The organism is Sulfurospirillum sp. HTRB-L1, from assembly GCF_059415125.1.
The window spans coordinates 149,434-175,106 of record NZ_JCAHZR010000005.1; the positions used below are offsets into that span (position 1 = coordinate 149,434).

The following is a 25,673-nucleotide window of genomic DNA, read 5'->3' on the forward strand; positions in this document are numbered from 1 at the left end:
AATCCTCCTTTTGCAAGAAGGGTGTAGGCGCCCTGTGTTGTTTTGAGGAACGCACCCTCTTTTTTAAGGAGCATCATGGAGTTTTTGACCCTTTTTCTAGCGTTTATCATCCCTCTTGCTTGGACGCCAGGCCCTGTAAACATTACCTTGGCGGCGGTGGGAACAACTAACGGATTTAAACAATCCCTTAAGTTGATTTTGGGCCTCAATGTAGCGTTTATGCTCCAGTCTCTTGCTACAGGCTTGGGCCTTGCGCACCTTTTTTCCCTCTACCCCTCAAGCTTTCTTGTCATCAAAACCATTGGTGTTGCCTATCTTTTGTACTTGGCCTATAAGATTTCACAAATGCAACTTAAAGACAAAAAGATTCCCCTTGGTTTTATCAATGGAGTTGTCCTAAGTTTGCTCAACCCCAAAGTCTACATGACCCTTGTTTTGATGTTTACGCAGTTTAAAAACCAGAGTGAAACCTTGGGTGGGATTTTGGTTCTTAGCACACTAGCCATGTCTTTTTTCTTTGTGGGTAATACACTGTGGTCTTTGTTTGGGTCTAGTTTGAGAAGATTTATTGCAAACGAGACTGTCTTTGTGCTGCAAAAATACCTGTTTGCCCTTTTGCTTTGCGGTGTTGCGGTTTACATGGTGCTGCATTAGTACCCATCGCCTTTGAAATTTTTGGGGACATAAAGCAACCTGTGCTATAATCCCGCTTCTATGGTAGGGCAGGTGGCTGCTTGGGGTTCTCACGCCCCAAGAGGAAAGTCCGGGCTGCAATGAAGTAAGGTTCCATCTAACGGATGGCCGGGGTAACCCGAGGGACAGTGCAACAGAGAGTAGACTACCCTTACATGTAAGGGAAAAGGTGAAACGGCGGGGTAAGAGCCCACCAGCGTTTTAGGTAACTAAAATGGCTTTGTAAACCCAACCTGCAGCAAGAAGGGATGGTTTTTTGCTTCATACTCACAAAACCCTTCGCTAGAGCGTCTTGGCAACATGACGCGTAGATAAATAGTCACCCACGACAGAACCCGGCTTACGTCCTGCCATAGAACCTTTCATTTTGAAATCAAATTTCCCCTTGCGTTTGTTCTTGGGTACACTCTCGCCATGGCAAAAACTCTTTTTGAAAAAATGGCGATTTTAAGTGACAGCGCCAAATACGATGTCAGTTGCAGTTCCAGCGGGAGCGACCAAAAAGGCGCGAGTCTTGGCAAGTCCCATGCAAGCGGGATTTGCCACAGTTTTAGTGCTGATGGGCGGTGTATTTCCCTCTTGAAAGTGTTGATGACCAACGTGTGTATTTATGAGTGTGCGTATTGCATCAACCGCGCGAGCAACGCCATCCCGCGCGCGGCCTTTACACCCCGTGAACTAGCAAACCTTACCATCGACTTTTACAAGCGCAACTACATCGAAGGGCTGTTTTTAAGTTCAGGCATCATTAAAAGTGAAAACCACACCATGGGCTTATTACTCCAAACCTTGGAGATTTTGCGTTTTGAGTACGGTTTTGGGGGCTACATTCACGTCAAACTCATCCCAGGATGTGACACCGAACTCATCGAAAAAGTCGTCGCACTGGCCAGTCGGGTGAGTTCTAATATCGAACTGCCTAGCAACCGCTCCCTTGCTCTTCTTGCCCCCAATAAAACCAAAGAAAAAGTGATGCAACCCCTGCGCGCGGCGCGAGACATCAGCTTACAAAAAAGTGCAGTGCCCATTCCCATGAGCACCCAACTCATCATTGGCGCCACGCCCGAGAGTGATTTTGACATCTTGCGTTTAAGCAGTGCGTTGTACGAAAAAGCGTTATTAAAACGGGTCTATTACAGCGCGTACATTCCCATCAATGACAATGTTTTACTCCCTTCCACCCTTACCGCGCCGCCATTGTTGCGGGAGCATCGGCTCTACCAAGCGGACTGGTTGTTGCGCTTTTATGGGTTTAGCGCCGAAGAACTGCTAGACGAAGCGACCCCAAAACTAGATACCGAACTTGACCCTAAAACCTTTTGGGCCTTGCGCCATTTGGAACATTTTCCGGTGGAAATCAACACCGCGCCTAAAGAGGTTTTGGTGCGCATTCCGGGCATTGGGGTGCGGGGCGCTTTGAAAATCTTGCACGCTAGAAGGTTTAGAGCTCTTGATCACGCCACGCTTTCGCGTCTTGGTATTTCTCTTAAACGGGCCAATTATTTCATTACATGTAAAGGGGCGTACCAAAAGGAGGTGCCTTTGCGCGAAGACCACCTTCGGCGCGCTCTTTTGGGGCCAAAAAAACGCTTACAACCTAGTTTATTTGACTGGTACCAAGGCGTGATGGGAGGCGAAGTGTGACCGTGGTGTATGAGGGTACGGCGGAGGGGTTTTTGAGCCTTGTGTTTGAGGTGTATGCCCACAAACTTTCCCCCACGCACATCCTTAGGGCCCATCCCCAGAGCCTTTTAGAAGTGCATGAAGTTAGAAGCGACCAAGCGCGCGCAAGGCGCGTGATGGAGGGGATAAAACGCACTTTTTCGCCTTTACATGTAAGGGAAATTCAGCAGGTCTTGCTGTGCGATACACTTGCCTTTGAACTTCCTCTTTTAGAGACCATTAAACTGGGCTTTAAAAATCCAAAACACCTTGATGACCCCACCCTTGAGCCCGTGTACAAGGTGCAAAAATGGGCCAAAGCGTACAGCCGTGCATTGCACTGCATGAAAGGGTTTGTGCGTTTTGAGGAGGTGGAGGAGGGGGTGATGTATGCCAAAATCCAAACAGATTATAATCTCATCGCCCCTTTGGGGTGGCACTTTGTGGAGCGCCTTGGGGCACAAAAATTCATTTTGCACGACGTAAAACGCGGACTTGCTTTTGTGAGCGAACACAAAGAGGTATACGCAGTTGCCCACGTGGAGGCGCCAAAGGTGAGTGAAAACGAGCTTACATGTAAAGGGTTATGGCAAACCTTCTTTAACCACGTTTCCATCCAAAACCGCACCAATCCCAAACTCCAACGGGCCTTTGTACCGCTAAAATACCGCACGTATATGAGTGAGTTTGAAACCAAACACCACGTTGATGCACAATGCGCCAGCGTGGCTTTACATGTAAGTGCTAAGACGCACGTCGGGAAAGATGCCGCTTTGGTGCATAAAGGGCAAGGTCTCTAGGCCTTTAAAAAACCCGTACCCTTCGATGAGTGCGCTTTTCATTCCCATAGCATTAGCGCCCAAAACATCGGTGTGGAGGGTGTCGCCTACCATCATCACCTCAGACGCGTTGATGCCCCAGCGTTTTTTGGCAAGGTGCAACGCGTAGGCAAAAACGTTGTTAAAAGGTTTGCCCACAGCGTGTAAATCGCTAAACAAGGAAGCGGGCTCAAGAAGGGTGTAAAAGCCCGGTTGTTTGGGAAAAGCACCATCTTCTGTGGGTGCGGTGAGGTCGGGGTTGGCGACCCAAACGGTGCGCGGTCTTTGGCGCAACGCCTCACACCACTTGGCGTGCAAGGTTTCATCCCAACATCCGGTGCTTAAAAACAAAAACCCCTCGCTCTCCCAAAACCCTTCGTCTTCTTGAAAACTGACGCGCAAGGGCACTTCCATCTCGTGGCGTTCGCCGATGATGCCCCAATGGGTGGAGGAAAAGGGCAAAAGCGACCACAGGACTTCGCGGCTTGAGACGATGTCGTGGGGTTCAAAAGCCAAACCCATGGCTTCAAGCTTGTCGCACAGGTAAGACTTGGGGAGGGTGGCGGAGTTGGTGAGCATCAAAAAAGGAAGCCCGCGCTCTCGAAGGCGTTTGAGTAACTGTTGCGCCCCTGGAATAGCCTTTGTGCCCACATTGAGCACGCCAAATGCATCTAAAAAAAAGCACCCCGCTTGGTCTAAAAGGGTGTCAATATCCTTTACATGTAAGGGAGTTTTTAAAGCACAAGCCTCAGGGAGATGCCCACGCACCCCCTCGTACAGTGAAAAAACAGCGCGTGAATCCATCAAATAATCATCTTTCTAACCTTTGCAGAAATCGCCTCAGAGACGATAACCGTGCCTAAAATCACGACCACAATGAGGCTCACTTGTGGCCACGCAAGGGTATTCATGGAGTGTTGCAATTGTAAGCCAATCCCCCCAGCACCCACCAAGCCTAAGATGGTGGATTCGCGGATGTTGATGTCCCAACGAAAGAGCGAAATCCCCAAAAAAGAAGGCAAAACCTGCGGAATGATAGCATAATCAATCACCTGCATGCGCGACGCGCCTGTGGCCGATACCGCTTCTACGCTCACGGGATTAATCTCTTCAATCCCTTCGTACAAAAGCTTCGAGACAAAACCAATGGAACGCAACGCGATGGCTAAGATGCCCGCTAGTATTCCCGGCCCTAAAATAGCCACAAGCAACAACGCCCAAATGAGCGAGTTAATGGAGCGCGACGCTACGATGATAAACAGCGCAATAGGCCGCACAAAACGCACCGAAGGGGTAGTGTTGCGCGCGGCAAAAAAGGCTACAGGAAAGGCGATGATGATGCCAAGCAATGTCCCAAGGGTCGCGATGTTGAGCGTGTCCCACAGCGCGCCATAAAGGGAGTGGATGTAGCCCCAGCGTGGTGGAAACATGCGCGAGAGCAAGTCCGCGGCTTGTTCGGGCGCGTCATAAACAAAAACCCAGAGGGTATTTTCGGTCATGAGGTTCCAGCAAAACACACTCAGCGCGACCACAGCAAACCAACCGCCCCAGATAATCCACGCTTTTTTGCTCATGCGGCGTTGCCAGAGCTTTTCTTCTTCTAACTGACCCATTTGCGTATCCATCCTGAAGCGTATTCGCAGGCCATGACGATGAGAATGATGACGATGAGCACTGCGCCCGCGGAGTCGTATTCGTAGCGGTCGATGGCAGTGTTAAGGGTCGCTCCAATACCCCCAGCACCCACGATGCCAATGACGGCAGATTCGCGAAAGTTGATGTCAAACCGATAAAACGAAAGTCCCACAAGGCGTGGCATGACTTGGGGCCAAATGGCGTAATGAAACCGCTGAAACCATGACCCGCCTGTGGCACTGATGGCTTCGAGCTGGCGCGGGTCGATTTCCTCGATTTCCTCGGCCAAGAGTTTTCCTAAAAAGCCGATGGTCGCATAGGTGAGGGTTAAAAACCCCGCAAACGCTCCAAAACCAAAGAGCGCCACAAGAAAGATGGCCACGATGATTTCTTGCATGGAGCGGGAAAAAGCGATGAAACTGCGGCAAAAATAGTAGATAGGTTTGGGGGAAATATTGCGTGCCGCGCCCATCCCAAAGGGGATGGAAAGCAAAATACCTGCAACAGTAGACGTGACCGTCATGGTGAGGCTTTCGATGATGCCAATCTTGATGTCTCCAAAACGGGAGGTAAAATCAGGCTGCAAGAATCCTTGCACAAAGCGCGCACCCCGCTCTAGTCCTTCGTACGCCCGCAGCCAATTGACTTCAACGCTTCCGATGCCTACAATCAGGTATGCTAACGCGGCTACGTAAAGGGCGATGCGCCATGAGGCACTGGGGATGATGTAATGGGGCCGTTTCCACGTGGTCGGGTAGCGCACTAGGCCACCTCTTGTGAAACTTCAGTTTCTTGGGCAGTGAGGGTGTCCCAGTTTTCATCCCCATAGATGGCGGTGAGGGCTTCTTCGTCTAGGCGTTCTGGGCTACCATCAAACACTACGCTTCCTCCGTGCAAGCCGATGATACGGTGGGTAAATTGCATGGCAAGGGGCACGTCGTGGATGTTGATAATGGCAGGCAAGCCACGCTCAAAGCAGATTTCTTGGATGAGGCGCATGATTTGGCGTGAGGTTTTGGGGTCAAGGCTTGCCGTGGGTTCATCCACGAGCAAAAGGTCAGGCTGTTGCATGAGCGCTCTTGCGATGCCGACCCGTTGGCGTTGGCCGCCTGAGAGTTCATCGGCGCGTTTGTTGGCGTGGTCCATGAGTCCGACGCGTTCAAGCAAACCAAAGGCCATTTGGATGTCTTTTGCGGGAAAACGGCGCAAAAACGTACGCCAAAAGGGCAGGTAGCCCAGTCTTCCGGAGAGGACGTTTTCCATGACGCTAAGGCGTTCTACAAGAGCGTATTCTTGAAAAATCATCCCGATGTGTCGGCGTTGTTCGCGCATTTTGCCGCTGGAGAGGGCGCTTAGAAGGGTGTTATCTAGCCAAATCTCTCCGCTTGTGGGGTCGATGAGGCGGTTGATGCAGCGAATGAGCGTGGATTTACCCGCACCGCTTGGGCCGATGAGTCCGACGATTTGCCCTTTTGGAACCTCAAAACTCACCCCTTTAAGTACGAGGGGCGAGTGTTTGTACTGCTTGGTGAGTCCTTCAATGCGTAGCAAGAGAGCGCCTTATTTGCACGTATAGGAGACGCCCATAGCCGCATCGATTTGACGAATAACTGCCCAATGGCCCTTGAAGGTAATGGGTAAGAATTGTCCTTCAGCCTTGAACTCGTTTTGAAGCTTGGTGCCTTCCCATTTGAAGCTAAAAAAGGCTTCTTTGATTTTTTCTTGAAGCTCAGGCTTGAGGTTGTACGCTACGCCATAGCCTGTAGTGGGGAACGTGCCTGATTTGTAGATGGTCTGAATTTGCTCAGGTTTAACAACGCCACGGTCCATCATGCGCTTCATGACAGAGTTAGCAATGGCGGCAGCGGGGTAGTCTTTATTGGCAACACCTAGGACGGAGTTGTCGTGCTTACCAGAAAAAACAGGCTCATAGTCGCGCTCGGCTTTGAGTCCATATTCCGCTTCCAAGAGAGCAGAAGGGGCTTTGAAACCGGAGTTTGAGGTTTGTGAAGTGAAGGCAAGTTTTTTACCTTTAATGTCTTCAGGTTTGGTGATGCCTGAACCTGGGAAGGTGATGATTTCCATCTCGTAACCAAAAGAACCGTCTTTGGCTGCCATCATCGTAAAAGGACGAAAGCCAGCACACGCCACGGCGATAGGGTTAGAACCCGTGTTAAAACCCGCTACATGTAAACGGCCTGAGCGCATCGCTTCGATTTGCGCGGCGTTGGATTGGACGGGAAAAAACTGCACTTTTTTGCCCGTAACTTTTTCCATGTGGGTTAAAAATTCAGACCACACATCTGCGTACACCGCAGGGTCTTCAACAGGTGTATAGGCAAACACAAGCGTGCTAGGGTCTAGCCAACTTTTGGGGTCAGTAGGGATGTCGGCAATCAAGTCACCGTCATTGTCGCTGTAGCGTGGGTCTAGCTTAAACTCCGCATGCGCGGCACTAAGGCCAAGCAAAAGCGCCACAAAAAGGGTTGCAAGTCGTTTCATTGTTCGTTCTCCCGAGGATAAAATAATGGAGAAAGTGTAGCGCTAAGGGATTACGAGGCGGTTACATGTAAGGAGGGCATAAAAGCGCTTCGCATGCATCTGCGTTCTAGAAATTCATTAGATACAAATATGGTATAATTTTGGCATGAAATTCGAATTTGATAAGCAAAAAAGTACCATCAATAAGTCAAAACATGGTATTGACTTTATCGAAGCACAAGCGTTGTGGGAAGATCCTTATTCTTTTGAGATTCCCTCTACACACAGTGAAGGCGAAGAAAGATATTTGGCGCTAGGCCGTATTCAATCTAAGCATTTTACGGCGATTTTTACCTATCGGGAAGATAAGGTTAGAATTATCTCAGTGAGAAGATCGAGAGAAAAGGAGGTAAAACTGTATGAAAGCATCAGAGCTTGATAAAATTTTTGACGAGGGACAAGAGGATATTTTGGAGTATTTTGATACCTCAAACATTAAAATGATAAACGAGGAATCAAAAAGGGTAAATATTGATTTTCCTGCCTGGATGGTAACCTCCTTGGACAAGGAAGCAAGGCACATCGGGGTAAGTCGTCAAGCGGTTATCAAAATGTGGTTAGCTGAAAAGTTACAAAGTTTAAATTCCAAGGTGCGCACACAATAATCATCGGCAACACACTACGCTTTCCCAAATGGGGTTTACATGTAAAGAACCCTTACATGTAAACCCTCTCTCACAAATCCTCAGGCTTCAACAATTCCACATCTTCGCTCAACAGCGCCACCATTGCTGCTTGAAACACATCCTCATCAATTTTAAAGATAAAAATCCCAAACTCTTTTTCGTTGATCGTGTAAGTGTAGCGGATGTCCACGTTAACAGAAGCGAGGATGCGCACAATGCGGTTGAAGCTGCCAATGTGGTTGTTGATTTTTACCCCCAAAACGTAGGAAGATTGGGCCATGAAACCCTGCTCTAGCAAGACTTCTTTGGCACGCGCCACTTCAGGAGTGAGCAAGCGCAAGAGGCCAAACTCAGTGCTATCAGCCAGTGTGATGGAGGTGAGTGAGATGCCCTCATCCTCCAAAAGTGAGGTGATAGCCAAAAGCTCTCCTGAGCGGTTTTCTACAAAAACAGTGAGTTGTTCGAGTTTGTACGACTCCATCTTAGCTCCTTTGGTCGATGACGCGCACGGCTTTACCTTCGCTACGCACGATGGACTTGGGCGCGACGAGGCGGATGGCAACGTTGATGTAGAGGTGGTTGAGCAAGGTGCGTTCACACTCTTTTTTGAGCCGTTCGAGTGCGGCCACGTCGTCTCGCATGAGCCCTTCGTCAAGCTCTACATCCACTTCGAGTTTATCAAGGTGCCCTTTTTTCTTGGCGATGATTTGGTAGTTGAGGGTCACCCCTTGCACACAAGAGAGCACGTGTTCGATTTGAGAAGGGAAGACATTGACCCCGTTGATGACAAGCATGTCATCACTACGCCCCGCGATGCTCTCAATCCGCGCCAAGGTTCTGCCACACGCACAAGGTTCGCGGGTGAGGCTCGTGATGTCACCCGTGCGGTAGCGGATGATGGGCAAGCCGTGTTTGGTAAGGGTGGTGATGACAAGCTCACCGCGTTCGCCCTCAGGCACGGGCTTACATGTAAGGGGGTCGATGATTTCAGGGTAAAAATGGTCTTCATGAAGGTGCAATAAAGCGCTATGTTTACAGCTTCCCGCCACCCCTGGGCCGATGATTTCAGAAAGGCCGTACACTTCGTGGTAATCGATGCCCCACGTGGTGGCAATCTCTTCTTTGAGCCCAACGCTTGCAGGTTCCGCGCCAAAAAAGCCCACTTTTAGGCGAAAATCTTTGTGCAAATCATACCCTTCCGCTTTGGCAAGTTCGGCCATGTGTAAGGCAAAAGAGGGTGTGCCGGTGATGGCGGTGGCGCCGAAGTCTTTGAGCAAAAGCAACTGGCGCGACGTGAAACCCGTAGAGCTAGGCACCACGGCGATTTTCATGCGTTCTGCGGCGGTGTGAAACCCAAGTCCACCCGTGAAAAGGCCGTAGCCTGTGGAGTTTTGTAAGATGTCACAACAGGTTAGTCCGCCCATGGTAAAGATGCGCCCGACCACTTCGGCCCACACATCCATGTCATGCTCGGTGTAGCCCACAACGGTGGGTTTGCCCGTGGTGCCACTGGAGCTGTGAATACGCACAATCTGGTCCATCGGCACGGCAAAGAGCCCAAAAGGGTAGTTGTCCCGCAAGTCTTGTTTTTTGGTAAAAGGCAAGCGTTCAAGGTCACCAAGTGTGGTGATGTCGTTTGGGTGAACGCCTGCGTTGTCAAAAGCATTTTTATAAAAAGGCACGCGGGTGTACACGCGCTCAAGGGTCTCTTTAAGGCGAGAGAGTTGTAGGGCTTCTAAGGAAGCACGCTCAAGGGTTTCGTCTTTACTGGGGGTCATTCTTTCCCCTTACATGTAGAAGTGTTGGGCTTGGATGATTTCCACACCATGGGCGATGAGCGCTAAAACGGCCTCGTCAAATTGCTCTTTTGGAACGCTAAAGATGAAAATCCCACTGCTAGACTCGTAAAAACTATAGCAATACAAGATGTTTATCTCTTTGGCACTAAGCAGCGAAACAACACGGTCAAAACTTCCCACCACATCATCAATCCGCACGCCAAACACATCGGTGAGACGCACGCTTAAGCCGTGGTTTTCTAGGACAACTTTGGCTTTTTCAGGGTTGTCTACGATGGTTCTAGCCAGCCCAAAGTCTGAAGAATCTGCCAGTAAAATGGACTTGATGGAGACACCGCCTTGGCTGAGTGTTTTGGTTAAAAACCCAAGTTCGCCTGGTTTGTTTTCTAAAAAAACGGAGAGTTGTTTGATGGCATAAGACATTACAGGCTCCTTTTGTCGATGACGCGCACGGCTTTGCCCATGCTACGCTCAATGCTACGCGGTTCCACAAGCTTGACTTTGGCGTTGATGTAGAGGTTGGAGAGTAGGGCGTGTTGGATGTGCTTTTGGAGTTTTTCTAGGGCTCCTAGGCTGTCCATGGGCATGGCTTCGGTGACTTCAACCATCACTTCAAGCACATCAAGGTACCCTTTTTTATCGGCAATGATTTGATAGTTTAGGCTGATTTCATCGATGCAAGAGAGCACGTGTTCGACTTGCGAAGGGAAGACGTTGACGCCATTGACGATGAGCATGTCATCCACGCGCCCCATCACGCTGTGCATGCGCACATGGGTGCGTCCGCAGCGGCAAGGGGTCGGGTCAAGGGCCGTGATGTCGCCCGTGCGGTAGCGGATGATAGGCAAGGCTTGTTTGGTGAGGGAGGTGATGACAAGTTCCCCTTTTTCGCCGTACGGTAACACTTCGCCTGTTTTTGGGTCGATGATTTCAGGGTAAAAATGGTCTTCAAAAATGTGCAACAAAGGAGACTCTTTGCAGCTATTAGAGACGCCTGGGCCGATGATTTCAGAAAGGCCGTAGATTTCGTGGTAGTCGATGCCCCACACCTGCGCCACCTCTTTTTTTAAGCCTTCACTGGTGGGTTCGGCTCCAAAGATGCCGCATTTGAGTTGAAAATCCTTGTGCAAATCATACCCTTCTTCTTTGGCAGCTTCGGCCATATGCAGGGCAAAAGAAGGGGTGGAAGTGAGTACGGTGGCACCAAAATCTTTCATGAGTAAGAGTTGGCGCGACGTAAAGCCCCCAGAACTTGGCACGACAGTGGCCCCCACGGTTTCTGCGCCGTTGTGCACGCCAAGACCGCCTGTAAAAAGGCCGTACCCGTAGGCGTTGTGTACCGTGTCTTCGGAGTTGACGCCACACATGGTAAAGACCCGCGCCATCACTTCATTCCACACGTTCATGTCTGAGCGCGTGTAGCCTACGACAGTGGGTTTGCCTGTGGTGCCGCTAGAGCTGTGGATGCGCACCACCGCGTCTTGTTTGACCGCAAACATCCCAAAGGGATAGTTGTCTCTAAGGTCTTGTTTTTTAGTAAAAGGCAACTTGGAGATGTCCGCCATAGAGCGGATGTCTTTAGGTACTACGCCCGTGTCTTCAAAGGCTTCGCGGTAAAAAGGGACATTGTGATAGACCCGCATGAGGGTTTCTTGGAGACGTTCAAACTGTAACGCGTGCAAGGCTTCGCGAGGCAAGGTTTCTTCTTTGGACCAAATCATGCGCTCTCCTTGGCGTCGTTAATGGCTTGGTGCAAGACAGCGATGTTTTTTTCTGCTAACTTGGCATTCATCTTCGTGATAGCCTGTTCGATTTCCTTACATGTAAAGGGAAAATTAGGGTCTTTGGCGAGGGTGAATCCTAGCATGTACACATTGAGTGCATCAATAGGAAAGGCTTTGTTTCGGGCTTTTGAAAAGGCATCGGTGTGATACACTTCGTATGCTACGGCAGGAAAATCTGCGGTGGCATTGACGGCAACCGTGCCTGATTTGGGTTTGAGGTAGTGGAGGTTGCGCAAGGCTTCGGTACCTTCAAGAGCGATGAGCAAATCTGCTTGGCCTTCATCAATAGCCGGAGCGTAAAAATCCCCAAGCTTGACGTAGCATGACACGGAACCACCCCGTTGGCTCATGCCGTGGTTTTCCGTGCCAAGGCATTTTTGACCCACTAGTGAAGCGGCGATGCTGAGCACCTTAACCAAAAACACCGCGCCTTGTCCGCCCACACCCGCAATCACAATCTGATATTTCACCTTACACCTCCTCTTTTTCAACAAATGCATCCACAGGGCAAATGGCATCCAAGCACGACGAACAACCCGCACACAAGAAAGGGTCAATGGCCATTTTCCCGTTTTCATCATAGTGCATGGGCGGGCATTTAAAGGCCGTGATACACCAGTCACATTCTACGCAAAGGTCGGGGTCAACTTCTACAAAAGCACGGCCAAGTTGCCCCTCAACCTTCTCTTTATCTAGCACACAAAATTCACGCACAACCGCCACCACTGGGCCTGTGGCTTTTTCATACGCATCTTTAAGTGAGCGGACAAAGTTGATGGTCTTGGAAAGTTCTGCTTCGTAAACATACTCATGGCACGCTACACCACACCCTTCCACGATGCGCTTGATGTCCACGTGGGCAGGATTGCTGCGCTCTGGCGTGGTTTGGCGTCCTGTCATGGCGGTGGTGGAGTTGTCTAAAATGACAAGCACAAACCGGTGGTTTTGGTACACGGCGTTAATGAGTGGCGCGACGCCCGAGTGGGTAAAGGTGCTGTCTCCAATGGTCGCTACTACGGTTTTTTTAGGGTCGGCCAGTGCAAATCCGCTCGCCATGGAAACACTGCCCCCCATGCACAAAATAGAGTCAATGGCACCTTGGTTAAGACCGAGGGTGTAACAGCCAATGTCGGAGGGGTAGATAGCGTGTTCTTTTTTAAAGACATCGGTGATGGCATAATGCACGTCGCGGTGCGGGCACCCTGGGCACATGTTGGGCGCACGACGGGGGAGTTCACCGGTAAACTTTGGGCTTTGGTAGGGGTTTGTTTTTTTGACAATGCCCACCTTTGCTAAAGCTTGCATCACTTTGGCTTTGGAGAATTCATCGATTTCATGGACGTGTTTGGTGAGTTTGCCGTAGAGTTTTGGGGAGCTGAGTTGCTCCTCGATACAGGGGTAACTCTCTTCAAAAACCACCACTTTGGTGTACGCGTTAAAAAGGCTTTCAAGCTCAGTTTTAGGGAGGGGGTAGGGCATGTCAAGCTTCAAAACGTCGGCTTTGATATGTTGCTCCGCTAGGGTTTCACGCACATAGCCATCTCCTGTGCCACTGGTAAGAAAGAGGAATTTTTCACCCTTAAGGGCAGCCACTTTGGGAGCGATAAGCTCTTTCCAGTTCCATGCTTTGATGTGTTCAAGGCGTTCAAGTTGTTCAAGGCCTTGGCGAAAGCGTCCCGCAGGAGGCACAGCCGCCCAACGGGGAATATTACGCTCAAAATTTCCCTCTAAGGGCGCGACACTTTGCCCTTCATCTACTTCACAAATCTCTCTAGCATGGCACACGCGCATCACGGGGCGGAGCATCACCACGGTTTCAAACAGGTGTGAAATCTTTGTGCCAAGTTTGACCATATCATAAGCCTCTTGGGGTGTGGCAGGGTCAAGGACGGGAATGCGCGCAAATTTGGCAAAACTGCGGCTATCTTGCTCGGTTTGGGAGGAGTAAAAGCCCGGATCATCGGCACTAATAAGAAGCATGGCACCTTTAAGACCAATGTACGAGGCACTCATGAGCGCGTCGCTAGCGACATTAAGCCCCACTTGTTTCATGGTGGCACAGGTGCGTTTACCTGCAATCGCCCCTGCGTAGGCCACCTCAAACCCCACTTTTTCGTTGGTTGCCCACTGGGCGTACGCATCAAGCTTAAAGTGCTGTTTATACTTTTGGAAGTTGGCCAAAATCTCGCTTGAAGGGGTGCCCGGATAGCCTGAAACCATATCAACGCCCGCATGGATGAGTCCAAGCGCGATAGCGTCGTTGCCCATTAATATCTGTTTCATAGATGATTGCCTCGTGGTAAATTGGCACTGCCTTATCAAGACCTGTTCGCTCATTCTCGGTTTGCCATCCTTGGCAAACCTCCGAGGGTTTTCGGCCAACGCTCGTCCTGAGCGTTTTATGGCCTCAAAAATCCGCTCATAGATCTTGATAAGGCAGTGCTGTAAAATCGTGTTTTCAAGGTTAGTCAAACTAACTTTACAAAGTGCTTATTTTTTAAGGATTTTTCTTTACATGTAATAATAAGTTACAAATTTACATTTCTTTTAAGAAAGCCTCCAAAAAGATGAAATTCCTTAAAATGGGATTTTTTTACCCGTTTAGTTTAAAAAAAGAAGGGAAAAAAGAGGGGTTAAAGATTACTTCAAGAAAAATCGGCCAGAATAGACCAAAATTTGACAAAAAGGGTGCGCATGGGCGTTTTTGACTTTGGCGTGGGCGCGGCGTTTTGGCTGACGGTGTTTAGTACACTGTTGTGTGTTGGCTATGGGGCGTGGCGATGGAATAAGGACGATGACACGGCGGTGGATGTGGCATTGCAAAGCTGGGCAAGCGAAGAAGATGCCATTGAGGGGGATTTGTAAATGGGTATGATTGAAAATGTGGTCATCATCGCCTATTTGGCCATCGTGGGGTATTTGGGCTTTTTAGGCTTTAAAAAAACGAAAAATACGACCGATTATCTCCTAGCAGGGCGCGACACCCATCCTTTTGTGATGGCGTTAAGTTACGGGGCGACGTTTATCTCCACCGCGGCCATCGTAGGCTTTGGCGGTGTAGCGGCGTGGCTGGGGAGTTCGCTCCTTTGGTTGACCTTTTTTAACATCTTCGTGGGGATTTTCATTGCCTTTGTCTTTTTGGGCAATCCTACGCGCAAGATGGGCATTCGCTTGGGTGCGCACACCTTTCCTGAGTTGCTGGGAAAACGCTTTGACTCGAAGTTTATCCAAGTCTTTGGGGGTGTGCTGATTTTGCTCTTTATGCCCTTGTATGCCTCGGCGGTGCTCATCGGTGGGACGCATTTTATCGCAGCCTATTTTCAAGCCGATTACCACCTTTCCTTACTTGTATTTTCCATCATTATCACAGGTTATGTCATCGCAGGAGGGCTTAAGGGTGTCATGTTTACTGACGCGCTCCAAGGGGTGATTATGTTTGTGGCCATGGTGCTTTTAGCTATTTTTACGCTAGATTCTTTGGGCGGCTTGAGCGAAGCATACGAAAAGCTTGGCGTCGTATGGGAGGCAACGGTAGCTCCTTTGGCAGACGTAAGCATGAAAGAGCTAAAGCCTGGCAGTGCGGATTTTATGATGAAACTTTCCATGTTGTGGGGGTTTAAGGGGTGGGCGAGTATGCCCGATTTTCTCTCCCAAGGCTGGCTTTTTGTGATTACCTCCATCACTCTAGGCGTGGGCATTGGCGTGTTGGCGCAACCCCAGCTTGTGGTGCGCTTTATGACGGTACGTAGCAAGCAAGAACTTAACCGCGCGGTGCTTATTGGTGGGGTGTTTATCTTTGCCATGACGGGGATTATCTTCATCATCGGAGCCCTTAGCAATGCGTGGTTTTATGAATTTAACGAAGGTAAAAATGCCTTGCAAAGCGCGGGTGGGGTGAATCAAGTCATTCCTTATTTTATCAACACTGCTATGCCCAAATGGTTTGCCTTTATCTTCTTGTTCGCACTCATTTCAGCAGCCATGAGTACGCTGTCTTCCCAGTTTCACACCATGGGAACGGCAGTGGGTCGGGATGTGTATGAGCAGTTGTTTAAAAAAGAAGGCAAAAGTTCCATGCTTATTACCCGTACGGGCGTGGTGGTGATGATTGTCTTTGCGGTGGTGCTTTCGTACCTCTTTGAAGACCAGCCCGCTATCATTGCGCGAAGTACGGCCATCTTCTTTGCCTTGTGTGCAAGTATCTTTTTACCCACGTATATTGGCGGACTGTTTTGGAAGCGCATGACAAAAGAGGGGGCTATTGCTTCCATGCTCTTTGGTCTTGTGGTGTCGAGTTTTTGGTTGGTGTTTGTGCATTTTAACGAAGCCAAACACCTTGGGATTGCTAAGGCATTGTTTGGGGTGGATTCGTTGCTGAGTGGAAAGATTATTTTTGTGGATGCCCTTGTGGTGGCACTGCCCATCTCCGCCGTGGTTGCCGTGGTGGTATCGCTCATGACAAAAGCCGATGAGGCAGCACTAAAGCGAAGTTTTAGCTAGCGTGGCTTGCGAGGTATTTTTTTGTACGCTTAAGCTTGACAAGTTCATTGTCAAGCTTCCCCTTTCGCGTTTCTAAAAGCGCGATAGCCTCTTTTGTGAGTGCTGCTGCTTCTTCGAGCTCTTCTTTACATGTAAAGGTGGTGGTGTGAAAGGTAGCGACTAGCGTTTCACACTGGAGTAAATCTTCGGTGATGATAGCAAGCTTGAAGGCTTTGAGCCAGTTATTCATAGATGCGCGTGCTCTCTTTCCAAGCTTCTAAGAGGCTTTTGGTTACGTTAATCACCTCGTCCAAATGGGCTGTTTTACTTTCGATATTGGCAAGTGCTAAGAGTTGAAGTTGGCGAACATACAAGCCACTCAAATAATGCGCCACGTCCCCTCCTGAATAATTAAGAGAATTTAACAATTCTGCAAAAATAGCTGAACACCGGTTAATCCAGTAGGTTTTTTTCTCGATATCTTCATTTTCGATAGCTTTTCTTGCCTGTGCCGCGAATCGCAAAATCCCTTCATAAAGCATTTCAATGAGCTTTTCGGATGACTCAATGGCAACATTGTTGCGCGAATAAGCCGCGTAGGCTAGATTACTTTTCATTTAAACCCCTTGTTAATTGCTGTTAAGTTGTGCATCAATCATAGATTGAAGTGTGGAAAATTGGTTATTAAGATTAGCAATCATGACATCATAAGCAGCAAACTGTGCCACCATGGTCGCGTACTTGCTGTCTAGCTGTTCAATAGCACGCGTTCTTTCTTTGGTAAGGCGCGTTTGCGCGTTTGTAAACTGCTCGCTTAGGAGAGTAATGGAACCACCGTTGCTAGAGACCATGTTTTCGATGGATTGGTTGAGTTGGCTAAAAATGCCCTCATTGCTCTCAAAACTACCAGTGACAGTGCGCGCTGTGTAGCCTACGGCATTAAGCCCTGTTGAGCTCCCTTTGACGGAAATATCCCATCCCTCTTTTTGGCTTAGGGTTACTTTGGTTCCAGAAGAATCCAAAGAGGCCGTAATACCCTCAGCAACAAGGGCTTTGTTGATAGCATCACGCAACGCCAACGCATTGTCCTCCGCACTTGAACCTTCAGGTGTGGTAAAAATAATTGCGGTGCCATTGATGGTTAAATCGCCATATTTTAAGTCAAGTGCGCCCGCACTTACGGTATTTTTAGGGGTGTAAAGTGTGGTATTTGGCGTACTCATGCCCTTGAAAAAAGATTCGACATCCAAGGCATTGTTAGTAAGCTTTTCTTTGAGCGTGGATTCTGTTAGTTCAAGAAGCCCGCCTTCGTTGAGGGCGAGGCCGTATTGGTCTAAAGAACGCCCCTCAGAGTCCATGCTTGTTAGTAAACGGTTAAGAACAGTTTTGATAGCATTGATTTGGGAATTTCCCTGTAAAGAACCCGACTCTCCCGTTTCACTATCATAATCCGTAGCGACAGCAAGGTTGTTGACCAAATCGTTGTAAGCAGTTACAAAATTGTTCATCTCTTCAATCAACGCATCGGTGTCTTGGGTAACGTTAAAGGTTGTTCTTCCGGTTTCTGTTAGTTTTAGTGTTAACCCAACGGTAATATCATCGATAGTATTGGTTTCACGTTGTACAAAAATGCCATTGTAGGTAAATTTTGCATTGCTCGCGCTAGAGAGTCGGCTTGTTTGGGCATCATCTTCTCCAACAAGGTCATTATGGTTGAGTCCAAGATCGTCTAGCACAGTATTGCCAGAAAACTCAATTTTTTGACTCTCACCCGTGTTGGCCGATTGGATGATGAGTCTGTAGGGATTTTCACCGCCCACGTTCATGATGCGTGCCTCGACTTTTCCATCGGTGCCATTGTTGATGGCATCGGCAAGTTCAGTAAGCGTCATGCTTGCTTTAACGTCAATAGAATAGGTTTTCCCATCAATAGAAATGCCAAGGGTGTCGTTACCGCTTGCAAACGTTGATGTTTGGCTTGCCTTGCCCACGGTTTGAAAAATATCTTTTGCAGCAAGTTGGGTAACGTTGACGGTGATTTCTTGGGTCAACACGCCCGCCTCCGCCGTTAAGCTAGCGGAAGTTCCTGAAGTGCTGACATTTCTACCTTGAAAGAGCAAGTCGCTTGACAAAGCAGAGGCGGCACTTTTGAGTGAATTGAGGTAGCCTGTGATAGCCGTTAAGTCTTTTTGTTGTGTAAGGTTTTGTTCTAGCTTGGTGTCAATAGGTGTTACTTTTGCGCTTTCGTCAACTGCACGGAGTTGTTCGATAATCTCATAGGTTAATACACTGCTACCAATACCAAGTGAACTTAATGCGCCAGTTGCCATGGTCTATCCTTTTTTATCAAAAATAAGTCCGATAATTTCTCTAAAATGCTCCGAAAGCTTCATAGCTTCCTCGGTTGGGATTTTACGAATGGTTTTTCCACTACTTTTTTCCATAACGCTCACATACAACGTTTCGATTTTGTCATTAAAACCAAAAGCAATATTGGTGTTAAGTGATTCCATGTGTGTGTTTAGACTACGTACGGTTTCGTTTAACTGCTGTTCGATTTCTTTTCTCTCTTGCGCATTTTGTGTTTGTGCGTCTGTGGCTATTTTGCGGGAAACATCCGCTTGTTCCACCTGCCTTGTTTCGACAGTGGTGTTCGAAGCAGGTTTTACTGTGGTGGCAGCATCCATCTGCTTACTGACAGCGCTAAAAATTTCCATCTGCAACTCCTTTGCTTGGGTGCTTTACCAGCTATTTATTGTAAGACATATCGACGGAACAAAAAAAAAGTTTACATATAAGGAGGTGATACCCCTGATGATTAGGGGTATCGTGTGAATTAATGGGAAAGAATTTGTTCGAGGAAAAGTTTAAGGCGGTCAGATTCTGGGTTTTTAAAGAATTTATCAGGGGTGTTTTCTTCAACAACCTGCCCTGCATCCATAAAGATGATACGATCCGCTACTTTTTTGGCAAAGCCCATTTCGTGGGTGACACACACCATAGTGCGCCCTTCTCTAGCAAGTTCAATCATAACATCAAGCACTTCTGCAACCATTTCAGGGTCAAGGGCGGAGGTGGGTTCATCAAAAAGCATGATTTTTGGGTTTTTGCACAAACTGCGCGCAATAGCAACCCGTTGTTGTTGACCGCCTGAGAGTTGGTTGGGGTATTTGTGGGCTTGCTCGGCAATGTTGACACGTGTGAGGTACTTCATCGCCAGTGCTTCTGCGTCCTTGCGTGACATCTTTTTAACCCACATGGGAGAAAGGGTGAGGTTATCAAGAATAGAAAGGTGCGGAAAGAGGTTGAAGTGTTGGAAAACCATGGCAACTTCTTCGCGAATCGCTTTGATTTTTTTAACATCGTTGGTGAGCTCAATATTGTCCACCACAATGGTTCCTTCTTGAAACTCTTCGAGGCGATTAATACAGCGGATAAGCGTTGATTTTCCCGAGCCAGATGGCCCACATACGACAATGATTTCACCTTTTTTAACACTCAGATTAATCTCTTTTAGGACGTGAAAGTCCCCGTACCATTTGTTGAGATTGTTAATTTCAATAATATTATTTTCTTCCATAATTTGTCCTATCGTAAATTTGTATTAAAGCGTTTTTCAAGTCGCTGGCTAAACCGAGACATGGAATAACAAAAGAACCAGAAGATAAACGTTACAAACACATACCCTTCTGTTTCAAACCCTAACCAATAAGAATCCGCAGCGCTCAGACGTACCATTCCCAATAAGTCGAAAAGCCCGATAATCAGTACCAATGTGGTGTCTTGAAAGAGGGCAATAGAAACGCCGACTAAGTTAGGGATAGCAACTTTAAGGGCTTGGGGCAAGATAACTAAGCCCATTTTTTGCCAATAAGAAAGTCCAATAGCATCTGCTGCTTCGTATTGCCCTTTAGGGATAGCTTGAAGGCCGCCGCGAATATTTTCAGCAATGTAAGCTGCTTCAAACATGGCAATCCCAATGAGTGCGCGAAGGAGCTTATCAAAGGTGATGCCTTCGGGAAAAAACAAAGGAAGGATAATGGAAGACATGAACAAAATCGTAATCAGAGGAACCCCGCGAATAAACTCAATGTACGTCACACAAATACTACGAATAATAGGCAAATCCGAAGCGCGTCCTAGGGCTAAAAAGACCCCAATAGGAAAAGCAACGATGATACCAGTGGCCGCGACAACAACAGTGAGCATAAGTCCGCCCCATCTGTCTGTGGGGACCATTTCAAGCCCCAATGTTCCGCCGATGGTCAAGACAGCAGCCGTGGCTAAAAAGAGGTTAAAAAGGGCAAATTTTATCAAAGTGCCTTTAAGGTAGCGCAAGGCAAAAAGCAAAAGAATGAAAAGTCCAAGCCCAAGATTAAGCCGCCACCGTTCACCTTCGGGGTAGAACCCATACATAAACATGTCGAGTTTGTAGTTAATGAACACCCAACAAGCACCGCCATTTGCCGCACAGTCTTCACGTGTACTTCCAACAAAAGTCGCATCAAAGTATGCCCACTGAAGAAAAGGTGGGATGATGATGTATAAAAGTCCTACGCCCAAAAGGGTTAAAATAATGTTTAGAGGGGAAGAGAAAAGATTCTCATGCGCCCAGCGCCACGCGCCTTTAGAATAAACAGGAGCGGGCTTGATTGGTTTGATGTCATATACAGCCATCTTAACGCTCCTTGATTTTCATTTTGTGATTAAACCAGTTTAAAATTGCTGAAACTAGCAAACTGATGGTGAGATACACGAGCATCGTAATGGCAATGATTTCGATGGCTTGTCCTACTTGGTTGAGCGATGTTCCGGCAAAAACCGTCACAATCTCAGGATACCCAATAGCTGCAGCTAGTGAAGAGTTTTTAATCAGGTTAAGGTATTGATTGATGATAGGAGGAATAGAGATGCGAATCGCTTGGGGTAAGATAACAAGTTTGAGGGTTTGATAAGGGCTCAAACTTAACGAATCTGCCGCCTCTCGCTGTCCTTTTCCCACCGCTTCAATGCCTGAACGTACGGCTTCAGCGATGAAGGTGGCCGTGTAAATGGTGAGGGCAAAGGTTAGGGCTAAAAATTCGGGTGAAATGGATTTTCCGCCTGAGAAGTTAAAGCCGCGAAGTTCAGGATAACTAAACCCAAAATCCGCCCCGCCAATGAAAAATGCGATGATAGGAACAAGGATAAAAAGGGCAAGACCAAGCCAGATGACAGGGAAAATCTCCCCTGTTTTTTCTTGGCGAATATTGGCCCATCGGTTGATGAAAAATACAGCAACAATGGCGACAAAAAAGCCAACTAAAACACTGAGGGTCGTGCTATTCCAAGAAAACTGAGGGATGAAAAAGCCGCGATTATTGAGAAAAAAGGTATCAAAAAATTCTAAACTATGACGAGGGCTAGGAAGGGATTTAAGAACAACGTTGTACCAAAAAAAGATTTGCAAAAGAATAGGAATATTGCGGAAAATATCGATGTAAGCAGCGGCAAGTTTGCGAATAAGCCAGTTGTTTGAAAGCCGCAAAATCCCGATAAAAATCCCAAGGATAGTGGCCAATAAAATGCCCGTAAAACCAACAATAAGTGTGTTGAGTAATCCCACCAAAAAAACACGTGCATGGGTGTCCGTTTCGGTGAAAGAGATGGGGGATTCATAAATCCCAAATCCTGCCGTTCCTTCAAAAAATCCAAACCCCGTTTGGATGCCTCTTTGTTCTATATTGTTGAGGGTGTTAACCCCAATATACCACAAAAAAGCAACGAGGCCTACGACAGTTAAAAGTTGAAAGAGAAAACCTCTTACCTTTTCGTTTCGTAAAGCAGCTAGCATTAAATTCCTTTTACATGTAAAGTGCGCGGGCAGGGGTTAACCTGCCCGAAATATCTAAAAAAGTGATTATCTAAAAGGAGGAGAGTACTGTAAGCCGCCTTTGTTCCATTGTGCGTTTAGACCGCGCTCAATATTTAAAGGAGTGCTTGTTCCGACATTGCGCTCAAACACTTCGCCGTAGTTGCCCACTTGCTTGACAATGTTGTAAGCCCATTCGGGTTTTAAACCAAGATTTTGGCCCATTTGACCTTCAGTACCTAGGATGCGTTTGACTTCTGGGTCCGTTGCTTTTGTTTTAAGTTCGTCTGCATTTTTGCTAGTGATGCCGTATTCTTCAGCAGCAACCATGGCAAAGAATGTCCATTTTACAATGTTAAACCACTTGTCATCCCCTTGGCGTACCACTGGTCCTAAAGGCTCTTTAGAGATGATTTCAGGAAGAACGATGTGGCCAGCTGGGTCGGAGAGTTTTGTGCGAAGTCCGTAGAGTTGTGAAGCGTCTGAGGTGAGGATGTCACAACGTCCTGCTTCGTAGCTTTGAACCACTTGGTCGTTGGTGTCGTAAGAGACGGTTTTGTATTTCATGTTATTGGCGCGGAAATAATCGGCTACGTTAAGTTCTGTGGTAGTTCCTGTTTGCAAACATACAGAAGCGCCATCAAGCTCAAGGGCGCTTTTAACACCAAGAGATTTTCGTACCATAAAGCCTTGGCCGTCGTAGTAGTTAACACCAACAAAGTTAAGGCCCAAGGAAGTGTCACGCGATTGTGTCCAAGTAGTGTTGCGAACAAGGACATCAATTTCACCAGATTGAAGGGCAGCTAGACGCTCTTTAGCGTTGAGCGCAATGTAGCGCACCTTGGTTGCATCTCCAAGAACAGCCGCAGCAACTGCGCGACAACCGTCTACGTCCATACCGCGGTATTGACCGCCTGAGATAATTTCAGAAAAGCCTGGCAAGCCACCATCGATACCACATTTAACAAAACCCTGTTTAATCGTGTCATCAAACGTATCTGCTTGCACGCTCAAACTTCCAACACTTAATGCAGTCACCGCTGCAAGTGCCAACTTTGTCAACTTCATACGAACTCCTCGTGGTAAGTTTTAGATTCGTGACACAAGCCCAAGGGACTTGTTGCCATGTCACCTATTGTAATGAGAATTTATACAGCCACCATTAAAAACCCAGTGAAACCTGTGGGAAAAAAGCAATTTTGACCCCCTTGCTACCATAAGAAACAAGCAAAGGGAGAAAAAAGTGACACTTTGAACCGACCGTAAGTTCAACATAAGTTTTTGATAAGTGACAAGAACGTTGTGATTTTAACATAAAACAGACTGCGGGGAGAAAAAAAATGGTTATTTTTTACGCACAAAACTGTTTTATGCTACAATTTTGAAAATTTATCTTTGGACTGTTTATGAAAATCGCACTTTCTTGCCGTTCCGTCTTGTTGGACAAGGCTCTCTCCCTCTTTTTAAAGCCCCACATTGTGCCCTTGAAGCAGTGTGACTTTGTGGTTTGCGACCATGAAGCAACCCTAGGCACCCCCTTGTTTCGCATTGGAATTAATACGCCTTTCCCTTTTTCTAAAAGCGCTTTAATGTTGGCGTTGGAAAATTTTTACACCTCCTTAAAAACCACTGCGCTCATAGAGCAAGAACCCCTTGTCCATGCCGCGCCCGTAGCAAAAGATTTTTCCAAACTCGAAGCAGCACTGAGTGCCATCACAGCAAAGTACCAAGAAGACGTGCTTCAAGCAGTGAGGGAGCATTATGAAGGATAAGGCCTTACATGTAAGCATTGGGGGCGGAAAATTTCGTGGTAAAAAACTCAAACTTCCCTCCCTTTCCACAACCCGTAGCACGAAAAGTATTTTGAAAGAATCCTTGTTTAATACCTTGCAATTTGACCTGTGCGATGCCGTGTTTGTGGAAGTGTTTGGCGGAAGCGGTTCTATTGGGATTGAAGCGGTGAGCCGTGGGGCAAACCATGCGTATTTTATCGAAAAGGACGCGGCAGCTTTTGGGGTACTTGAAGAGAATTGCGCCAGTGTAGACAAAACGCGCTTTACATGTAAAAGAGGAAACGCTTTTGAACTTTTGCCCAAACTTGTCGCTTCTCTTACGGCGCCCGCATACGTTTATTTTGACCCTCCCTTTGCCTTTCGAGAGGGAATGGACGAGGTATACCAAGCGTGTTTTGACTTGGCTCAAACCCTCCCACCCCACAACATTAGAATGCTTATTTTTGAACATATGCATTCTTTAACGATGCCTCAGACCCTTGGGGATTTTGTCCTTCAAAAAACCAAAGCCTTTGGAAAGAGTGCCTTGAGTTATTACATGTAAAGAGTGGAACGCTTCTTGCTTTTTCTTCTCGACTTCTGTCGAAAAAAGGAAAACAATGAAGCGGATTCTTGTTGGGTTACTCTTTCTCTCCTTCCATTTACACGCCGATCGCGTTAAAGATATTGCCAATGTGATTGGCGTGCGCGAAAACCAATTAATCGGTTACGGCCTTGTGGTGGGTCTTAGCGGCACGGGCGATGGCTCCTCTTCCGAATTTACCCTGCAATCCCTTTCTAATCTTCTCCAAACCGTAAACGTAAAAATCGACCCCGATGATATTAAATCAAAAAACATTGCTGCGGTGATTGTTACCGCCAAGCTTCCTCCTTTTGCACGCCAAGGCGATACATTGGACACCATCGTTTCTTCCATTGGGGATGCAAAATCCCTTGAAGGAGGCACCTTGCTTATTACGCCGCTTAAGGGAGTGGATGGGGAAATCTACGCCCTTGCCCAAGGTTCAGTGAGCATTGGTGGGCGCAACATTCGTGGCGCGGGACAACCTAGCCATGCTACTTCTGGCGCTATTTTTAGTGGTGGCATTGTGGAGCGGGAAGTGGTGTATGATATTTACAACCAATCCAACGTCAACCTTAGCCTTAACCATTCTGATTTTAAAACCGCCCTTGCTATCCAAGAAAGCATCAATACCCATTTTGATGCGCGGGTTGCCATTGCGATTGACCCACGAACAGTGACGATGCAACGCCCCCACAATTACTCCATGGTAGAGTTTTTAGCCAAGACCTTAGACTTGTATGTTGCCTATGAAAAAGAGGAAAAAATCATCATCGATGAGCGCACGGGAACCGTGGTGGCGGGAATCAACATTTTAGTGGACCCTGTGGTTATTACCCATGGTGAAATTACGCTCAAAATCCGACCCATGGATGCGTTTAATCCCGAAGAAGTAGGGCAGGTAGATTTGCAAGATGGGGTTGCGCTAAGCCCTAATAATAACCTTTTAAATATGCAAAATGGTCGTACAACCGTTGCTAATGTCACCCGAGCGCTTAACCGCTTGGGCGCAACACCCAAAGAGATTATTGCCATCTTGGAAAACATGAAACGCGCGGGTGCTATTCGCGCAAAATTGGAGGTCATCTGATGAATATAGATACAAGTCTTGCCACCCTTTCTCGCATATATGAAGTGCCTTCGGTAAAGATTGAGACGGAAGATGATGCGCGATTAAAAGAACAAACAGATAAGTTCGAGGCATTTTTTATTAAACAAGTACTAGACATCGCCCTAAAAAATGAAAACACGCTCTTCCCTAAAGACCCTGGGGATAAGATTTATCAGTCTATGTACAACGACACCATGAGTGAGAGTTTTAGCGGGTCATTTGGGTTTAGTGAGTTGTTATTTAATTTTTTAAAGGAACAAAGTTAACAAATTAGGCGCACTGCCGATGTAGTAGGAAAGTTATTTTTTACGACAAAGGA

30 protein-coding genes and 1 other RNA gene are annotated in these 25,673 nt (G+C 47.5%); 12 read left to right on the forward strand and 19 right to left on the reverse strand.

Annotated elements, in window-relative coordinates; genetic code table 11:
• Positions 1 to 75: 75 nt before the first annotated feature.
• The 4 genes from AC5SLM_RS09920 (at position 76) to AC5SLM_RS09935 (ending at position 3,155) form a co-directional block, all read left to right on the forward strand.
• Entirely contained in the window at positions 76 to 654 is a 579-nt protein-coding gene (locus AC5SLM_RS09920; RefSeq protein ID WP_495250794.1) for a LysE family translocator, read from the forward strand.
• Positions 655 to 714: 60 nt separating this feature from the next.
• Positions 715 to 1,051, forward strand: an RNA gene (gene rnpB / locus AC5SLM_RS09925) — RNase P RNA component class A.
• A 56-nt stretch (positions 1,052 to 1,107) separates the two neighbouring features.
• Entirely contained in the window at positions 1,108 to 2,337 is a 1,230-nt protein-coding gene (locus AC5SLM_RS09930; protein WP_495250795.1) for a putative DNA modification/repair radical SAM protein, read from the forward strand.
• Positions 2,334 to 3,155, forward strand: coding sequence for a TIGR03915 family putative DNA repair protein (locus AC5SLM_RS09935; protein ID WP_495250796.1), 822 nt, complete (start codon positions 2,334 to 2,336; stop codon positions 3,153 to 3,155). The genes AC5SLM_RS09930 and AC5SLM_RS09935 overlap by 4 nt, the downstream gene beginning before the upstream one ends.
• Here the strand turns inward: AC5SLM_RS09935 and AC5SLM_RS09940 are convergent.
• Genes AC5SLM_RS09940 through phnD form a run of 5 tightly spaced genes read right to left on the reverse strand, consistent with a single transcriptional unit; the run spans position 3,087 to position 7,310 of the window.
• Positions 3,087 to 3,977 carry an HAD-IIA family hydrolase gene (locus tag AC5SLM_RS09940; RefSeq protein WP_495250865.1) on the reverse strand — a complete coding sequence of 297 codons (891 nt, stop codon included), beginning with the start codon at positions 3,975 to 3,977 and terminating at the stop codon, positions 3,087 to 3,089. The genes AC5SLM_RS09935 and AC5SLM_RS09940 overlap by 69 nt on opposite strands.
• A complete protein-coding gene (gene phnE, locus AC5SLM_RS09945) occupies positions 3,977 to 4,786 on the reverse strand; it encodes a phosphonate ABC transporter, permease protein PhnE (RefSeq protein WP_495250797.1) in 810 nt (269 codons plus the stop codon). Before phnE (AC5SLM_RS09945) ends, AC5SLM_RS09940 begins: the two co-directional genes overlap by 1 nt.
• Positions 4,774 to 5,571, reverse strand: a complete 798-nt coding sequence (phnE, locus tag AC5SLM_RS09950) for a phosphonate ABC transporter, permease protein PhnE (RefSeq protein ID WP_495250798.1) — start codon at positions 5,569 to 5,571, stop codon at positions 4,774 to 4,776. The genes phnE (AC5SLM_RS09945) and phnE (AC5SLM_RS09950) overlap by 13 nt, the downstream gene beginning before the upstream one ends.
• On the reverse strand, positions 5,571 to 6,359 hold the full coding sequence (gene phnC / locus AC5SLM_RS09955; RefSeq protein WP_495250799.1) for a phosphonate ABC transporter ATP-binding protein: 789 nt from the start codon (positions 6,357 to 6,359) through the stop codon (positions 5,571 to 5,573). Before phnC ends, phnE (AC5SLM_RS09950) begins: the two co-directional genes overlap by 1 nt.
• Positions 6,360 to 6,368: 9 nt before the next feature.
• Positions 6,369 to 7,310 (reverse strand): phosphate/phosphite/phosphonate ABC transporter substrate-binding protein, encoded by a 942-nt coding sequence (gene phnD / locus AC5SLM_RS09960; RefSeq protein WP_495250800.1) that lies wholly within the window; start codon positions 7,308 to 7,310, stop codon positions 6,369 to 6,371.
• A 145-nt stretch (positions 7,311 to 7,455) separates the two neighbouring features.
• Here phnD and AC5SLM_RS09965 point away from each other — a divergent pair, with 145 nt between their 5' ends.
• Both AC5SLM_RS09965 and brnA read left to right on the forward strand, forming a co-directional pair.
• Positions 7,456 to 7,728 carry a BrnT family toxin gene (locus AC5SLM_RS09965; protein WP_495250801.1) on the forward strand — a complete coding sequence of 91 codons (273 nt, stop codon included), beginning with the start codon at positions 7,456 to 7,458 and terminating at the stop codon, positions 7,726 to 7,728.
• Positions 7,709 to 7,954 (forward strand): type II toxin-antitoxin system BrnA family antitoxin, encoded by a 246-nt coding sequence (gene brnA / locus AC5SLM_RS09970; protein ID WP_495250802.1) that lies wholly within the window; start codon positions 7,709 to 7,711, stop codon positions 7,952 to 7,954. Before AC5SLM_RS09965 ends, brnA begins: the two co-directional genes overlap by 20 nt.
• Positions 7,955 to 8,024: 70 nt before the next feature.
• Here brnA and AC5SLM_RS09975 read toward each other — a convergent pair whose 3' ends face one another.
• Genes AC5SLM_RS09975 through AC5SLM_RS10000 form a run of 6 tightly spaced genes read right to left on the reverse strand, consistent with a single transcriptional unit; the run spans position 8,025 to position 13,841 of the window.
• Positions 8,025 to 8,456: an ACT domain-containing protein gene (locus tag AC5SLM_RS09975; RefSeq protein WP_495250803.1), complete on the reverse strand. Its 432-nt coding sequence runs from the start codon at positions 8,454 to 8,456 to the stop codon at positions 8,025 to 8,027.
• Between the two features lies 1 nt (position 8,457).
• Positions 8,458 to 9,753, reverse strand: a complete 1,296-nt coding sequence (locus AC5SLM_RS09980; protein WP_495250804.1) for a phenylacetate--CoA ligase family protein — start codon at positions 9,751 to 9,753, stop codon at positions 8,458 to 8,460.
• A 9-nt stretch (positions 9,754 to 9,762) separates the two neighbouring features.
• Positions 9,763 to 10,197 carry an ACT domain-containing protein gene (locus tag AC5SLM_RS09985; RefSeq protein WP_495250805.1) on the reverse strand — a complete coding sequence of 145 codons (435 nt, stop codon included), beginning with the start codon at positions 10,195 to 10,197 and terminating at the stop codon, positions 9,763 to 9,765.
• Positions 10,197 to 11,495, reverse strand: a complete 1,299-nt coding sequence (locus AC5SLM_RS09990) for a phenylacetate--CoA ligase family protein (RefSeq protein ID WP_495250806.1) — start codon at positions 11,493 to 11,495, stop codon at positions 10,197 to 10,199. The genes AC5SLM_RS09985 and AC5SLM_RS09990 overlap by 1 nt, the downstream gene beginning before the upstream one ends.
• Entirely contained in the window at positions 11,492 to 12,028 is a 537-nt protein-coding gene (locus tag AC5SLM_RS09995; RefSeq protein ID WP_495250807.1) for a 2-oxoacid:acceptor oxidoreductase family protein, read from the reverse strand. The genes AC5SLM_RS09990 and AC5SLM_RS09995 overlap by 4 nt, the downstream gene beginning before the upstream one ends.
• Before the next feature lies 1 nt (position 12,029).
• Complete coding sequence (locus AC5SLM_RS10000; protein ID WP_495250808.1) at positions 12,030 to 13,841, reverse strand: thiamine pyrophosphate-dependent enzyme; 1,812 nt, start codon at positions 13,839 to 13,841, stop codon at positions 12,030 to 12,032.
• Between the two features lie 411 nt (positions 13,842 to 14,252).
• Between AC5SLM_RS10000 and AC5SLM_RS10005 the strand changes: the two genes are divergently transcribed.
• The gene (locus tag AC5SLM_RS10005; RefSeq protein WP_495250809.1) at positions 14,253 to 14,423 is read left to right on the forward strand and encodes a symporter small accessory protein; all 171 of its coding nucleotides are present in this window, start codon (positions 14,253 to 14,255) and stop codon (positions 14,421 to 14,423) included.
• Positions 14,424 to 16,058 (forward strand): sodium:solute symporter family protein, encoded by a 1,635-nt coding sequence (locus tag AC5SLM_RS10010; protein WP_495250810.1) that lies wholly within the window; start codon positions 14,424 to 14,426, stop codon positions 16,056 to 16,058.
• Here the strand turns inward: AC5SLM_RS10010 and AC5SLM_RS10015 are convergent.
• From AC5SLM_RS10015 to AC5SLM_RS10050, 8 genes are all read right to left on the reverse strand, one after another.
• Complete coding sequence (locus AC5SLM_RS10015) at positions 16,051 to 16,287, reverse strand: hypothetical protein (protein ID WP_495250811.1); 237 nt, start codon at positions 16,285 to 16,287, stop codon at positions 16,051 to 16,053. The two genes, AC5SLM_RS10010 and AC5SLM_RS10015, sit on opposite strands and share 8 nt — an antisense overlap.
• The gene (gene fliS, locus AC5SLM_RS10020; RefSeq protein ID WP_495250812.1) at positions 16,280 to 16,654 is read right to left on the reverse strand and encodes a flagellar export chaperone FliS; all 375 of its coding nucleotides are present in this window, start codon (positions 16,652 to 16,654) and stop codon (positions 16,280 to 16,282) included. The genes AC5SLM_RS10015 and fliS overlap by 8 nt, the downstream gene beginning before the upstream one ends.
• Positions 16,655 to 16,666: 12 nt before the next feature.
• A complete protein-coding gene (fliD, locus tag AC5SLM_RS10025; protein ID WP_495250813.1) occupies positions 16,667 to 18,367 on the reverse strand; it encodes a flagellar filament capping protein FliD in 1,701 nt (566 codons plus the stop codon).
• 3 nt (positions 18,368 to 18,370) lie between these two features.
• A complete protein-coding gene (gene flaG, locus AC5SLM_RS10030; RefSeq protein WP_495250814.1) occupies positions 18,371 to 18,754 on the reverse strand; it encodes a flagella length regulator FlaG in 384 nt (127 codons plus the stop codon).
• Positions 18,755 to 18,873: 119 nt separating this feature from the next.
• Positions 18,874 to 19,617: an amino acid ABC transporter ATP-binding protein gene (locus AC5SLM_RS10035; RefSeq protein WP_495250815.1), complete on the reverse strand. Its 744-nt coding sequence runs from the start codon at positions 19,615 to 19,617 to the stop codon at positions 18,874 to 18,876.
• Positions 19,618 to 19,625: 8 nt separating this feature from the next.
• The gene (locus AC5SLM_RS10040; protein WP_495250816.1) at positions 19,626 to 20,714 is read right to left on the reverse strand and encodes an amino acid ABC transporter permease; all 1,089 of its coding nucleotides are present in this window, start codon (positions 20,712 to 20,714) and stop codon (positions 19,626 to 19,628) included.
• A gap of 1 nt (position 20,715) precedes the next feature.
• Positions 20,716 to 21,870 (reverse strand): amino acid ABC transporter permease, encoded by a 1,155-nt coding sequence (locus AC5SLM_RS10045; protein WP_495250817.1) that lies wholly within the window; start codon positions 21,868 to 21,870, stop codon positions 20,716 to 20,718.
• 66 nt (positions 21,871 to 21,936) lie between these two features.
• Positions 21,937 to 22,956, reverse strand: coding sequence for an amino acid ABC transporter substrate-binding protein (locus tag AC5SLM_RS10050; protein ID WP_495250818.1), 1,020 nt, complete (start codon positions 22,954 to 22,956; stop codon positions 21,937 to 21,939).
• 338 nt (positions 22,957 to 23,294) lie between these two features.
• Here AC5SLM_RS10050 and AC5SLM_RS10055 point away from each other — a divergent pair, with 338 nt between their 5' ends.
• Genes AC5SLM_RS10055 through AC5SLM_RS10070 form a run of 4 tightly spaced genes read left to right on the forward strand, consistent with a single transcriptional unit; the run spans position 23,295 to position 25,620 of the window.
• Positions 23,295 to 23,660 carry a hypothetical protein gene (locus AC5SLM_RS10055; protein ID WP_495250819.1) on the forward strand — a complete coding sequence of 122 codons (366 nt, stop codon included), beginning with the start codon at positions 23,295 to 23,297 and terminating at the stop codon, positions 23,658 to 23,660.
• A complete protein-coding gene (rsmD, locus tag AC5SLM_RS10060) occupies positions 23,650 to 24,225 on the forward strand; it encodes a 16S rRNA (guanine(966)-N(2))-methyltransferase RsmD (RefSeq protein WP_495250820.1) in 576 nt (191 codons plus the stop codon). Before AC5SLM_RS10055 ends, rsmD begins: the two co-directional genes overlap by 11 nt.
• A 55-nt stretch (positions 24,226 to 24,280) precedes the next feature.
• Positions 24,281 to 25,333 (forward strand): flagellar basal body P-ring protein FlgI, encoded by a 1,053-nt coding sequence (locus AC5SLM_RS10065; protein ID WP_495250821.1) that lies wholly within the window; start codon positions 24,281 to 24,283, stop codon positions 25,331 to 25,333.
• The gene (locus tag AC5SLM_RS10070; RefSeq protein ID WP_495250822.1) at positions 25,333 to 25,620 is read left to right on the forward strand and encodes a rod-binding protein; all 288 of its coding nucleotides are present in this window, start codon (positions 25,333 to 25,335) and stop codon (positions 25,618 to 25,620) included. The genes AC5SLM_RS10065 and AC5SLM_RS10070 overlap by 1 nt, the downstream gene beginning before the upstream one ends.
• The last annotated feature ends 53 nt before the right edge of the window (positions 25,621 to 25,673 follow it).